The sequence below is a fragment of the Pantoea sp. SO10 genome (assembly GCF_005281435.1).
Taxonomy (GTDB): Bacteria; Pseudomonadota; Gammaproteobacteria; order Enterobacterales; family Enterobacteriaceae; genus Pantoea; species Pantoea leporis.
The window spans coordinates 1674815-1688350 of the sequence record NZ_CP040095.1; the positions used below are offsets into that span (position 1 = coordinate 1674815).

Consider the following 13536-nt stretch of genomic DNA (forward strand, 5'->3'; position numbering starts at 1 on the left):
AGCACCCACCGAGCACCCACCGAGCACCCACCGAGGAGGGGGACAGCGAGCACCCACCGAGCACCGTCCGAGTTTTAGAAACCCCGAGACAGACTGAAACTTACTCGCCGAAGAACCAATACCCGCTATTCACCAACGCCGCCAGCTGCGCCAGCAGTGAAGGGTCATCCAGCGCATCGCCGAAATCTTCCAGCGTCAGCACGTGATTGTGCGCCAATGCTGCCATCACATGCGGATGGCTGCTGGTGATCGATTCACCGTTCACAAACACCACATCGCCAATGGTCAATACGCGCAGGCCGCCGAGCCGCGTCAGCGCATCGCCTTGCTGCAATGCATCGTAGATTTCGTCCGGTTGATACGGCGGCTCCGGCGGTGCGACGTCCAGCTCATGACGCGACTGAGAAATAAACTCGCCAAACCACTGATTAAACTGCTCCGGCTGGTTAATTACATCCATCATGACTTTGCGGATGCCTTCCAGTTCTGACGGCAGAATTTGCGATGGGCAATCGCGCGATGGCACATCGGGATCGCTGTAGCGGTAGCTGCCCAATTCGTTGGCCAGCATGTGATCGGCAAAACCGCTGATCAGCTCGCGACCGTTCGGTGCGCGGAAGCCGACCGAATAGTTGATGGCGTTTTCCAGCGAATAGCCTTCGTGCGGGAATCCTGGCGGAATATAGAGAATATCGCCGGGCTCCATCTCTTCATCAATGATGGCGTCGAAAGGCTCAACCTGCAGCAGATCCGGATGCGGGCAGTGCTGTTTCAACGGCACTTTTTCACCCACGCGCCAGCGACGGCGGCCAGTGCCCTGAATGATAAACACATCGTACTGATCGAAATGCGGACCGACGCCGCCTCCCGGCACGGCAAACGAGATCATCAGGTCGTCAACACGCCAGTCGGGCAGAAAACGGAACGGACGCATCAGTGCGGCAGAAGGTTCATGCCAATGGTTGACCGCCTGAACCAGCAGCGACCAGTTGCTCTCACCGAGATGATCGTAGCTTTCAAACGGGCCGTGGCTGACTTGCCATTTGCCCTCGTTATGGCTGACAAGGCGGCTATCCACCTCATTTTCCATCGCCAGACCGGCCAGCTCGTCAGGAGAAATAGGATCGACGAAGTTTTTAAATCCACGTTTAAGCACCACCGGGCGTTTCTGCCAGTAGCGTTGAATAAAGTCGGGCCAGTTGATATCGAGCTGATAGTCCATATGAGGAGTCCGTTTGCTGCAAAGAATGATGGCAAGTATAACAGCCCGCGTCCCTTTCTACTCGCGGTGATGCTCGACTTCCTGGCGCTGGAAAATCACTTCCATGCGCGCGCCGCCGAGCGGGCTGGTGGTGGCGATCACCTGACCGGCGTACTGTTCGAGGATGTCGCGCACCACGGCTAAACCTAATCCCTGGCCGGGACGCAAGGTGTCGGCACGTTGACCGCGCACGAAGATCAGATCGCGTTTGCTCTCCGGGATGCCGGGGCCGTCATCATCAATAAACAGATGCAAAGTGTTGTCAGTTTGTCGTGCGGTGACTTCAATAAATTCGAGGCAATATTTGCAGGCGTTATCCAGCACGTTGCCAAGCACTTCCATAAAGTCATTCTTATCGCCGATAAAGGTCAGCTCCGGCGAGATATCCAACGTGATCGCCACGCCCTTGCGTTGATAGACTTTATTCAGTGCCGAGCACAGGCTATCGAGCAGCGCCGAAACCGAATGCAAATCGCGCTGCAGAGGATTGTGATCGGCCTGCATGCTGGCGCGATGCAGGTAATAACCAATCTGCTGCGAGATGCGGCTGATCTGCTCCAGCATCACCGGTTCGGCCTGTTCAATGGTTAACTCTTTACCATTTCGTAACGATCGCAGCGTACTTTGCAGCACTGCCAGCGGGGTTTTCAGGCTATGGGTGACATCCGACAAGGTGGTGCGATAGCGCGTGTAGCGTTGACGTTCGTTGGTCAGCAGCAGGTTAAGATTGCGCACCAGACTGCGTAACTCTTGCGGCGGATTGTCATCAAGATTCTCGCGCTGACCGGTTTCCAGCTCGCGCACCTGCGAAGTGAGATCGCCAATCGGCCGCAAACTCCAGTGCGCCGCCAGCCACAGCAGCGGGATCACCAGCAGCAGATTGGCCGCCAGCACATAGCTAAACCACGACCACACCACATCGGAATGCTGCAACTCTTGCGGAATTGAGTCGACCACCACAATGGTCAGCGCCGGTAAGTTGGTGGTGGCATCGTAGCGATTGACCGCGACAGAGTGGGTGAAGGTGTCACTGCTGTCGCTATCCAGCGCGTGCAGCCGCTCTTTCGCCTGCGGGTTGTTGCCCATCGCCGCCATGCTGGTGCGATTGCTGGTATCGATTTCGTAGAAATCGGGCTTGAGCAGCCATTCACGATGGATCTTTTTGCGGATTTCGGGCACATCGCGCTGCTGCCACAGCAGTTTGCCGCGTTCATCGTAGATAAAGACCAGCGTGGGGAAATTGAGCGTCATGCGCTCCGGCTGGCCAATAGTGAGCTGATTGTCGTGCCACTGCGCCAGCGTGAAGAACAGATTGCTCTCACCGCGCATCACGCGATAGGTATTTTTATCGAAGCTGACGACATAGCCAACCACCGCGACCATGCCGTAGGAGAGTGACAAAAACAACACGATCGCCGCGGTCGCCAGCAGAAAACGAGCGCGGAGAGAGAAGGGGCGTAAACGCCGGAACCACGTCATAAATCAGAGATCAAAGCGATAGCCCTGGCCGCGTACGGTGTTGATCACTTCGGTTGGATAGAGTGAGAGAATTTTTTTACGCAGACGGCCCATCAACACGTCGATGGTGTGACTTTCGCGCAGTTCGGCATCCGGATAGAGCTGCAGCATCAGCGAATCTTTGCTCACCACTTTACCCGCGTTGCGAATCAGGGTTTCGACGATGGTGTATTCGAAAGCGGTCAATTTTACCGGTTCATCTTGCACCGTCAGTTCGCGGCGAGAGAGATCGACCTGGAACGGCGGCATAGAGATAATTTGCGACGCGTGTCCGCTGTTGCGACGCATCAGCGCCTGCAAGCGTGCAGCCACTTCTTCAATGTGGAACGGCTTGGTGACATAGTCGTCGGCACCCGCTTCCAGCGCTTCCACCTTGGCCTGCCAGCCTTCGCGCGCGGTTAAGACCAGAATCGGTTGACGTACCGCATCGGTGCGCCAGCGGCGAATCAGCGACATGCCATCTTCATCGGGCAAACCGAGATCGACCAGCGCGATGTCGGGGACATGTTCTTGCAGGAAATAATCCGCTTCTTTGGCATCTTCTGCGGCGTCGACCTGATGGCCCATTTCACGCAATTGCACGGCGAGGTGATGGCGTAGCAGCGCATTATCTTCCACAACCAGAACACGCATAGTATTTCCTTAGCTTCGAACGTAGTGATGATGAGGAGAGTATACGCAAAGCCAGCTAAACCAGAGAACAACCAGGCGCGCGAAACGCGCCTGGCCACCGCATTACTTCAAATCATCAACCATCTGAATCGCACGGCCGAGGTAGTTGGCTGGCGTCATCTGCTTCAGACGCACTTTTTCCTCTTCCGGCAGTTCGAGGCTATCGATAAAGGTTTGCATACCGGCGGCATCAACGCGTTTACCGCGCGTCAGCTCTTTCAGCTTCTCGTACGGTTTTTCGATACCGTAACGACGCATCACGGTTTGGATCGGCTCAGCCAGTACTTCCCAGTTGTGATCCAGCTCGTCCAGCAGACGATCGCGGTTCACTTCCAGTTTAGAGATGCCTTTCAGTGTGGCTTGATAAGCGATCAGCGCATAACCGATGCCCACGCCAAGGTTACGCAGCACGGTGGAATCGGTCAGGTCGCGCTGCCAGCGTGACACCGGCAGTTTGCTCGCCAGATGCTGCATCATGGCGTTAGCCAGGCCGAGGTTGCCTTCGGAGTTTTCGAAGTCAATCGGGTTCACTTTGTGCGGCATGGTGGACGAACCGATTTCACCGGCGATGGTTTTCTGCTTGAAGTGATTGAGCGCGACGTAGCCCCAGATATCACGATCAAAGTCGATCAGAATGGTGTTGAAGCGCGCGATGCAATCAAACAGTTCTGCGATGTAATCGTGCGGCTCGATCTGCGTGGTGTAGGGGTTCCAGGTGAGACCTAAGGAGGTTACAAACTGCTCGCTCAACTGGTGCCAATCCACTTCCGGGTAGGCGGAGATGTGGGCGTTATAGTTACCGACCGCACCGTTGATTTTACCCAGCACGTCAATTTTGCTCAGCTGACGCAACTGGCGCTCGAGACGGTACGCCACGTTCGCCATCTCTTTACCCATGGTTGACGGCGTTGCCGGCTGGCCGTGAGTGCGCGACAGCAGCGGAATGTCACGGTATTCGTGCGCCAGGCCTTTAACAGCATCGATCAGTTGGTTCCAGAACGGCACGATCACATCACGACGAGCGGTGTCCAGCATCAGCGCATGCGACAGGTTGTTGATGTCTTCGGAGGTACAGGCGAAGTGGATGAATTCAGACACCGCATGCAGCGCGGGTACATCGACCACTTTCTCTTTCAGGAAATACTCCACGGCTTTGACGTCGTGGTTGGTGGTGCGCTCGATGGTTTTGATGCGTGCCGCGTCTTCTTCGCTGAAATTGGCGACAATGGCATCAAGGAAAGCGTTTGCGTCGGCATCAAATGCAGGAACTTCCTTGATCTCGACAGTCGTGGCCAATTTTTGTAACCAGCGAACCTCAACCTCAACGCGGAATTTCAGCAAACCGAACTCGCTGAAAATGGCGCGCAGTGGGCTGACTTTATCGCCGTAACGACCATCGACAGGTGAAACGGCGGTCAGAGAGGATAATTCCATCAGTGCAACTCCTGAATCGTTTAACAATTATGCCGGGGCGGCGCTTAATACGCCGGGCCCAGGCGGGATAAAATGGTTTTAGCTTCGCTCAGCAAGCGCTGGCGCGAGAACATCAGCTGCAGACGGCCACCGCCAACCTGCTGCCATAACACCGCAGAGCGAATGCCGGCCAGCAGGGCGGCGCGCACTTTACTCTGCACTTGTGAATTCTGTAGCACCTGCGGTGAACCGGTCACCTGAATGCGCGGGCCCAGCGGGCTAATTACATCCACATAAATGCCGGCCATTGCGCTGATGATGGTGTCCGATTCCAGCTCGTAATGCGCCAGCTGGCGGTCGAGCTGGCCGATGCGTTGTGCCAGCGTGTTCATCGCGGTTTTGTTGCCATGCAGCTTACGCTCCAGCACCATCATGCTTAAGGTATAACGGGTCAGTTCAGCGCTGGCACCCTGACGATTGCTGCTGTTGAGCACCGCCATCAAGGTCTCTAATCCAACCTTTAAATTGGCTTCGTCGTTGCCAAACACTGCCAGCGTCGAACCGGGATTGAGATCGATCAGGCTGCGCAGCGACACATTCAGTGCCGCGTTATTGCAATTTCCCTGCTGCGCGAGCTGTTGCACCACATGGGCGGCCTGGCATACGCCCGCCAGCGCCAGCGTAATCTCATAATAGTTCTTAGCCACGCTTAACTCCTGTCATCGCGTCGGGCAGCGCCGACCTTAGGCTTCTGCCAGAGGCAGGCGTTGTTCGATAATGCCGCCGCCGAGGCACACTTCACCGAGATAGAACACGGCGGATTGGCCTGGCGTGACGGCCGCAACCGGCTCGTCAAAACGGACTTCAATACGGTCATCGCCGTGCGGAATAATTTCACACGGAATGTCGGTCTGGCGATAGCGGGTTTTCACCGTGCAGCGCAGCGGCGCGGTTATTGGCTGGCGATCAACCCAGTGCAGCTGTTGCGCAATCAACCCCACGGACATCAGGCGCGGATGCTCGCCGCCTTGCGCCACAATCAGGCGGTTGCGCGCCACATCTTTGTCGACCACATACCAGGGATCGTCGTTGCTCTCTTTACGGCCGCCGATGCCCAGACCTTTACGCTGGCCGAGCGTGTGGTACATCAAGCCCTGATGTTCACCGACGATTTCGCCGTCAACGGTTTCGATTTCGCCCGGCTGCGCAGGCAGATAACGACCAAGGAAGTCACGGAACTTGCGCTCACCGATAAAGCAAATGCCGGTGGAATCTTTCTTCTTCGCGGTGATCAGATCCAGCTGCTCAGCGATGCGGCGCACTTCTGGCTTATCCAGTTCGCCAACCGGGAACAGGCTTTGCGCGATCTGCTGGTGGCTGAGCGTGTAGAGGAAATAGCTCTGATCTTTGTTGCCGTCGAGGCCGCGCAGCAGGCGGCTTTGACCATCCACATCCTGACGGCGCACGTAGTGGCCGGTGGCGATGAAGTCTGCGCCAAGATCATCCGCCGCGAATTCGAGGAAGGCTTTGAACTTGATCTCTTTGTTGCACAGGATGTCAGGATTAGGCGTGCGGCCGGCTTTGTACTCTTCCAGGAAGTGCTCGAACACGTTATCCCAGTACTCAGCGGCGAAGTTGATTTTGTGCAGTTTGATGCCGAGTTTGTCACACACGGCTTGTGCGTCAGCCAGATCATCGGCGGCGGTACAATACTCCTCGCCATCGTCTTCCTCCCAGTTCTTCATGAACAGGCCTTCAACCTGGTAGCCCTGCTGCTGCAGTAACCAGGCGGAAACGGAAGAATCGACGCCGCCGGACATTCCGACGATCACTTTTTTCTGGCTGTTGTCAGACATGACGCACTCTTAAATTACGATAAAAACAGGCGGCGCATTCTATCATGCAGAAGCGGGGCGCGCACCCTCATGAAACGGCCACTGGAACGGCGCGACCAGATGCAGCGGATAACGCTCGCCTTGCTGCCACAGTCGCACGCTCTCTGCCACTAACGGCGAACGCAGGCGATTGGCCGTCAGAATCTGCTCTGGCGGCAGCCACCAGCAGCAGTCGATGTCGCGATCGTGCGGCGAGGTATCGACTTTTTCGGCCAGATCGAGGCCAAAAAGGAAACGCACAAAAGGTGTATCGTCCGGCGCAATCCACTGCTGCACGCCGAGGAAATATTCAGGTTTGGCTTCAATGCCGGTCTCTTCAAACAGTTCACGCTGGGCGGCTTCGAGAAGGGTCTCATTGGCCTCAAGATGCCCGGCGGGCTGGTTCCAGGTAATACGACCGTGCACGCGCTCTTCAACCACCAGCAAATGTCCCTGTGCCTGCACAATACAGGCGACTGTTACATGAGGTTTAAACATCCTTCCTCCGAAATTGTTAACTAAAAGTTATTAAATGGCTACACTGATATCGCGCCATTCACCCGGGGGCAAATCGCCTAACTGATGTTCGCCCATCGCAAAGCGAATCAGGCGCAATGTCGGAAAGCCGATGTGTGCCGTCATGCGGCGCACCTGGCGATTTCGTCCCTCAAACAAGGTGATTTTCAGCCAGCTGGTGGGAATCGCTTTGCGTTCACGAATCGGCGGCTGGCGCGGCCATAGCCACTCTGGCTCGCCCACTAACTCAATCCCTGCCGGCAAAGTGGGGCCATCGTTCAGCGTCACGCCGCTGCGTAACAGGGATAAATCTGATTCCTGCGGCGCACCTTCCACCTGCACAAAATAGACCTTTCCGGTGCGTTTGCCGGGCTGCGTCAGCGCGGCCTGCAGCGCGCCATCGTTGGTCAAAATCATCAATCCTTCGCTGTCGCGATCGAGTCTGCCAGCGGCGTAGACGTCGCTCACCGGCACAAAATCCTTCAGCGTGCGGCGTCCGGCTTCGTCACTGAATTGCGGCAAAACATCGAATGGTTTGTTAAAGAGTATGACGCGTCTTGGGCCTTTCGGACGGGTATCGCGGCGCACGGGCTTACGTGCCGGGGCGCTTGCGCGCTTATCCTGGTGAATTCGTTGAGAAGTTTTTCGCATGGGCTTTGCAGTCGGAAACATTCGGCGCATTATAGCGCGAAACTACGGTGATTGGCGTAGCGGAAATAATCAAGTAGTATTGACCCGCATCTTACAAATCATTAACAAAAAATCGCTCGAAGGAGAGGTTGATGGAAAGCAAAGTAGTTGTTCCGGCGGAAGGTCAAAAAATCACCCTGGATCAGGGAAAACTGAATGTTCCGAATAACCCGATTATTCCTTACATTGAAGGTGACGGTATCGGCGTTGATGTTTCCCCGGTAATGTTGAAAGTGGTTGATGCCGCTGTGAAGAAAGCCTACAACGGCGAGCGAAAAATTTCCTGGATGGAAATTTATACCGGCGAAAAATCAGTAGAACTCTACGGCCAGGACGTCTGGCTGCCGCAGGAAACCCTCGATTTAATCAAAGAATATCGCGTTGCCATCAAAGGCCCGCTGACTACTCCAGTTGGTGGCGGTATTCGTTCTCTGAACGTTGCGCTGCGTCAGGAGCTGGATCTGTACGTTTGTCTGCGTCCGGTTCGCTACTACAAAGGCACGCCAAGCCCGGTTAAGCGTCCAGAAGAGACCGACATGGTGATCTTCCGTGAAAACTCAGAAGATATCTATGCCGGTATCGAGTGGAAAGCGGGCACGCCAGAAGCGGATAAAGTGATCAAGTTCCTGCGCGAAGAGATGGGCGTGAAGAAAATTCGCTTCCCTGAGCAGTGTGGTATCGGCGTTAAGCCATGCTCGGAAGAGGGCACTAAACGTCTGGTGCGCGCAGCGGTTGAATACACCATCACCAACGACCGTGATTCTCTGACCCTGGTTCACAAAGGCAACATCATGAAGTTCACCGAAGGTTCTTTCAAAGACTGGGGTTACCAGTTAGTGAAAGAAGAGTTCGGCGGCGAGCTGATCGATGGCGGCCCGTGGATGAAGTTCAAGAACCCGAACAGCGGTAAAGAGATCATCGTTAAAGACGTGATCGCCGATGCCTTCCTGCAGCAGATCCTGCTGCGTCCGGCGGAGTACGACGTGATCGCCTGTATGAACCTGAACGGTGATTACATCTCTGATGCCCTGGCGGCACAGGTTGGCGGTATCGGTATCGCACCAGGCGCCAACATCGGTGACGAATGCGCCCTGTTCGAAGCGACGCACGGTACAGCACCGAAGTATGCAGGTCAGGATAAAGTGAACCCAGGTTCAGTGATCCTGTCAGCTGAAATGATGCTGCGTCATCTGGAGTGGTTCGAAGCGGCTGACTTAATCGTTAAAGGTGTTGAAGGCGCAATCGCTAACAAAACCGTGACCTACGATTTCGAACGTCTGATGGACGGCGCTAAACTGCTGAAATGTTCAGAGTTTGGTGACGCGATCATTAGCAACATGTAATTTGCCACTCGGGCAGAAAGCATAACGGGAGCCGATGGCTCCCGTTTTTTTTATTTCAATTTGGCAGATATGCCAGCTAAGTTTATTGCCTTGCCAGCACCGCCTGAGCATCAATAATTATGCATTTCCCTGAGCAGATCTCATTGCCGTTGATCACTGGCGATTTGGTTAGAGTGTAATGCATACCCGCTTCTTTTTTTACGGTAAATGCCATACCGGCAAACGTCCACGGCATGCCTAAAGATAAAGAACCAAACTCATCATATTTCGATGATTTTGCAATTTTTGGCAAATTCTCACTATTTAAGCGGTAGTAAAGGGCGCCATCGAAATCTTTTGCGACCACTTTAGTTATTTCGCCTTTTAAAAGGGCATACTCTTTTTGCTGAGGTGAAGAAAAACCCGCTTTAATATTGTTGGCTGCAAGCCATCCGGCAGCGAGAGGTAGCAATAGATAAAGGAATCGTGAGTATTTTGTCTTATCGATCACCACGAATAGCCCGATAAGGAAGCAAGACGTGGTAATCAGCGAGAGCGCACTGATTGTTCGGTAAGCCGCCCAACTCTCTGTCACCAATAAGTTTGGTGTCACTGCTGCAACAGCGAACAGTAAAGATAAAAACACTTTCTCTTTGCCATTCCCGCTAATTTTTTTCAGCCCAATAAAGATGAATAACAGAGAGATGATAACCGATAGTGCTTTTCTGCCAGTGTCAAAATTACAGATGGCATTTTTCAATGGCTCTACAAAGAACCATTTTATTTTTCCCATGAGATCGATGGTAATGTTACTTCTTGAAAGTGTCTCGCCGAATAACAGGAGCGGGATGACTTTGGCTAATATTAATGCCATCAGCATGCCAAAGAAAATCATTAACAATGTACGAATGAGTTCCTTTTTATCGACTTTACGTGAAGTCAGGCAAGTGTCCATAAACGCAAAAAAAAGAAAACACATCGCAGTGGGCTGGTAAATAGCGAAAGAGAGCGTAATCAGCAAGGCTGACAAGATGACTCCCTTGATACCGCGCAATCGGGTTAACGCTGAGTAACTCCATCCTGCAAGCAGAATAGACGTCACAAAAGGAAAACATACTGACCAGGCGTTGAATACCTGAAAAGAGGGCAGTAAACAAATCACTAAAGAGAATATAACCCTCTGCAGTGGATTTTTAAGGATATCTCTCTCAGAGATAAATTTGTAAAAGTAACAGCTTAGTAATATGAGAGAGGCCACGGATAGCACTCTTATCAGTATCAATGAGCCCAGGCTGGATATCAGGAAAGAGAAAACATAGCGCAAAGCGCCATAGGCTGGCCTTCCAGAAAGGACGTCCCACTTGAGAATGCTGGCAGGATCAGTTTGGGCGCTGAACAGATAGTACCAATCATCCGAAAAGGCATAGCTTGAGAGAAAGACAGGGCTATAGCAAACCAATAATGACGCAGCTAAAAAAAGATAAACTTTAAAGTTATTACAAGCTATGTTTGTCATCTGATTCCTTTTTAATATATCGAGGTCTGTGCTTGGTTTCAATATATATCCTGCCAATATATTCACCTAACACACCTATCCCAATTAATTGAATTCCACCTAAAAACAGTATTGATACCAGTAGTGATGGATAACCTGCTACCGGGTTACCCCATATTATTTTATCAATGATCATCCACGCGCCATAAACGAACGACAGGAATGCGACAAAAAAACCAATATAGGTCCACACTCTGAGCGGAAAGGTTGAGAAACTGGTCAGCCCTTCAAGCGCTAAATTCCAAAGTCGCCATCCGTTAAACTTTGCCTCTCCCGCAACGCGCGCTGAACGGCTATATTCCACGATGGCAGCATCACCCTCCACCCAACTCAGGATGCCTTTCATAAATAGATTGCGTTCCTGCAATTGCTTTATGTTTTCGACAGTCGCGCGCGAAAGTAAACGAAAGTCCCCAACATTTTCTTCTAGCTTTGGTGAGCTGATCTTATTATGCAGTTTATAAAACCATGCAGCCGTTTTACGCTTAAAATGACTATCGCTACTGCGGTCACTGCGTTTTGCCAGCACAATCGGCCATCCCTCTTGCCATTTGCTTATGAGCAAGGGAATCACTTCGATGGGATCCTGAAGATCAACGTCAACCGGAATGACTGCATCACCGGTAGCATGTTCAAGTCCGGCAAGCAGCGCGGTTTCTTTACCAAAGTTACGAATAAAGTTAATGACTATTACAGATTCGTCATCATCCCGCAGCGACTTAATAATCTGCTCGGTTTTATCAGTACTGCCATCATTAATGAAGACAATTTCGAGAGGGTAAGAAGAGAGTTTTTCTTTGACGGTACGATAGAATATCGGGATTGCATCTTCTTCATTGAAGACGGGAACGACCAGAGAAATTTTCACTTTTTCACCTTAAAAACAATAAAGTTTGAATAGATGAAGCCGAATACCAGGCTTATTATAGAAAATGAAATAAGCGTGATAATCGGATTAATATGCGTATGATCGGCGAAACTGCCGATGCCGGCGGCCATTATGCCCATAAAGGCCACGAAGATGACATAGCGAAAAGTTGTCGCTTCGGTTTTAAACGTCCAGCGTGCATTGGCAAAAAATGAAAATGTTACCGCGACAATGAAAGCCAACAGATTAGCCAGCCATTGGCGGGTATTAAGAGAATACAGGGCTGCAAACACCATCCAATGAATCAGGGTGTTAATGATGCCAACTGATAAAAAACGTGAGAATAATTTCAACATAGTGAAATATTAGCCATGACGACATCATTATTTGCAAAATAGATGCGAATTTTACATGCAGGGGTACAATAAATAAAGTTGAAAAATCAGCGTCCTCACCGGTATGTCACAAGCGCAGGCTATTCACTCATCATCAGAAAAAAACGGAAGTTAATCGCTTCCGTTTTTTTAATGCATTAATCGACTTGCTGCTCATTGGTTTTGGCGATTTGAGCGCGCTCCTGCGACAGTCGCCAGAAATCGCTACCGCCCGGTTGCTGATACATCCGCAGCGAGAAGTGACCGACAATTGCATAGATATACTCAAAAATGGCCGACTGAGAATCCTCGTAATCTACCCACAACACTGACGAGGTGAAGCAATAAACTTCCACCGGCAAGCCCTCGGGCGAAGGCTTCATGGCGCGTACCACGATATACATATCCTTTTTGATATCGTCGCGCTGCGACAGCCACGCCGTCAGGTATTTACGAAACACCGTTAGATTGGTAATGCCGTTTTCTGCAAACCAGCGTTCGCCCACCGCATTGCTATCGCGGCCATCCATCAGTGCTGAAAGTTGCTCACTGACGCCGCGGATTTGGCTCATTTGCTGCACCATCTCGTGATCGAGAAAGCGTATCGACATCTGATCAAGATGGAAACTGCGCATAATGCGGCGCGCGCCGGAGGAGAACATCGCCTGCCAGTTGGTGTAGGTTTCGGTGAGGAAGTTTTTGGTGGGGATACGCGACAGCGTATTGTCCCAGTTGCGAATGGTGATGGTATGCAGCGCGATATCGATCACTTCGCCGCTGATGCCGTTATCCGGCATCTCAATCCAGTCGCCGAGTTGCAGCACATCGTTCGATGACACCTGAATATTGGCCACCAGCGACATCAGCGTATGCTGGAACACCAACATCAATACCGCCGCTACGGCACCCAAACTGGAGATAATAATCACCGGCGATTTATTCGACATAATCGCCAGAATCATAATCGCCGAAATAATGTGCACCAGAATCTTGCCGACCTGGATATAACCCTTGATCGAGTGATTTTTGCGCTTGGCTTTTTTCGAATAGGAGTTATTAACGATCTCCAGCACTTCGGTAAAGAACAGCGATAAATAGACGAAGAACAGAATGCCGCAGATGGTCTTAATTGCGATCAACAGATGCTCGGGTAAATCTGGCATAAACTGCAGCAGATAATAGACCGTGATCACCGGGATAAAGTTAGAGAGCTTCTCCGACAGCCTGACGTCCTTATCCAGCGGCACCTGATTTTTGTGCGTGCTGAAGAACACCTTTCTGACCACCTTAACGATAAAGAATTTACAGATCAGATGGGCGATCATGCCGGCAAACATCAATAACACCAGGCTGAAAGCGGCCGACAGCACCGTGTTACCCTCAATAAAACTTTGTATCTTACTTAAATAATTCATTTCAACCACATGCCGGACAGTGTTGGCGGGAATTCAAACATAATCGCGTCGATGGCGA

At 52.0% G+C, this 13536-nt stretch carries 13 protein-coding genes; 1 reads left to right on the forward strand and 12 read right to left on the reverse strand.

Annotated elements, in window-relative coordinates:
- Nucleotides 1-100: 100 nt before the first annotated feature.
- From FCN45_RS07780 to rluE, 8 genes are all read right to left on the reverse strand, one after another.
- Nucleotides 101-1222 carry a cupin domain-containing protein gene (locus tag FCN45_RS07780; protein ID WP_137385574.1) on the reverse strand — a complete coding sequence of 374 codons (1122 nt, stop codon included), beginning with the start codon at nt 1220-1222 and terminating at the stop codon, nt 101-103.
- Nucleotides 1223-1279: 57 nt separating this feature from the next.
- Entirely contained in the window at nt 1280-2740 is a 1461-nt protein-coding gene (phoQ, locus tag FCN45_RS07785; RefSeq protein ID WP_101760810.1) for a two-component system sensor histidine kinase PhoQ, read from the reverse strand.
- Between the two features lie 3 nt (nt 2741-2743).
- Nucleotides 2744-3412 (reverse strand): two-component system response regulator PhoP, encoded by a 669-nt coding sequence (gene phoP / locus FCN45_RS07790; RefSeq protein ID WP_101760808.1) that lies wholly within the window; start codon nt 3410-3412, stop codon nt 2744-2746.
- 102 nt (nt 3413-3514) lie between these two features.
- On the reverse strand, nt 3515-4885 hold the full coding sequence (gene purB / locus FCN45_RS07795) for an adenylosuccinate lyase (RefSeq protein ID WP_137385575.1): 1371 nt from the start codon (nt 4883-4885) through the stop codon (nt 3515-3517).
- 44 nt (nt 4886-4929) lie between these two features.
- Nucleotides 4930-5571: a high frequency lysogenization protein HflD gene (gene hflD, locus FCN45_RS07800; protein WP_101760806.1), complete on the reverse strand. Its 642-nt coding sequence runs from the start codon at nt 5569-5571 to the stop codon at nt 4930-4932.
- A 36-nt stretch (nt 5572-5607) separates the two neighbouring features.
- Nucleotides 5608-6720 carry a tRNA 2-thiouridine(34) synthase MnmA gene (gene mnmA, locus FCN45_RS07805; protein ID WP_008103001.1) on the reverse strand — a complete coding sequence of 371 codons (1113 nt, stop codon included), beginning with the start codon at nt 6718-6720 and terminating at the stop codon, nt 5608-5610.
- A gap of 42 nt (nt 6721-6762) precedes the next feature.
- Nucleotides 6763-7236 (reverse strand): NUDIX domain-containing protein, encoded by a 474-nt coding sequence (locus tag FCN45_RS07810; protein ID WP_101760804.1) that lies wholly within the window; start codon nt 7234-7236, stop codon nt 6763-6765.
- 30 nt (nt 7237-7266) lie between these two features.
- Nucleotides 7267-7905, reverse strand: a complete 639-nt coding sequence (gene rluE, locus FCN45_RS07815; RefSeq protein WP_371419600.1) for a 23S rRNA pseudouridine(2457) synthase RluE — start codon at nt 7903-7905, stop codon at nt 7267-7269.
- A 131-nt stretch (nt 7906-8036) separates the two neighbouring features.
- On the opposite strand from rluE, the gene icd reads away from it, so the two are divergent.
- Entirely contained in the window at nt 8037-9287 is a 1251-nt protein-coding gene (icd, locus tag FCN45_RS07820; RefSeq protein ID WP_137385577.1) for an NADP-dependent isocitrate dehydrogenase, read from the forward strand.
- An 82-nt stretch (nt 9288-9369) separates the two neighbouring features.
- On the opposite strand, the gene FCN45_RS07825 is transcribed toward icd, so the two are convergent.
- From FCN45_RS07825 to FCN45_RS07840, 4 genes are all read right to left on the reverse strand, one after another.
- A complete protein-coding gene (locus FCN45_RS07825; RefSeq protein WP_137385578.1) occupies nt 9370-10782 on the reverse strand; it encodes a glucosyltransferase domain-containing protein in 1413 nt (470 codons plus the stop codon).
- Nucleotides 10763-11689 carry a glycosyltransferase family 2 protein gene (locus tag FCN45_RS07830; protein WP_137385579.1) on the reverse strand — a complete coding sequence of 309 codons (927 nt, stop codon included), beginning with the start codon at nt 11687-11689 and terminating at the stop codon, nt 10763-10765. Before FCN45_RS07830 ends, FCN45_RS07825 begins: the two co-directional genes overlap by 20 nt.
- Nucleotides 11686-12045 (reverse strand): GtrA family protein, encoded by a 360-nt coding sequence (locus FCN45_RS07835; protein WP_137385580.1) that lies wholly within the window; start codon nt 12043-12045, stop codon nt 11686-11688. Before FCN45_RS07835 ends, FCN45_RS07830 begins: the two co-directional genes overlap by 4 nt.
- Before the next feature lie 176 nt (nt 12046-12221).
- The gene (locus FCN45_RS07840; RefSeq protein WP_137385581.1) at nt 12222-13478 is read right to left on the reverse strand and encodes a mechanosensitive ion channel family protein; all 1257 of its coding nucleotides are present in this window, start codon (nt 13476-13478) and stop codon (nt 12222-12224) included.
- Nucleotides 13479-13536: the final 58 nt, after the last annotated feature.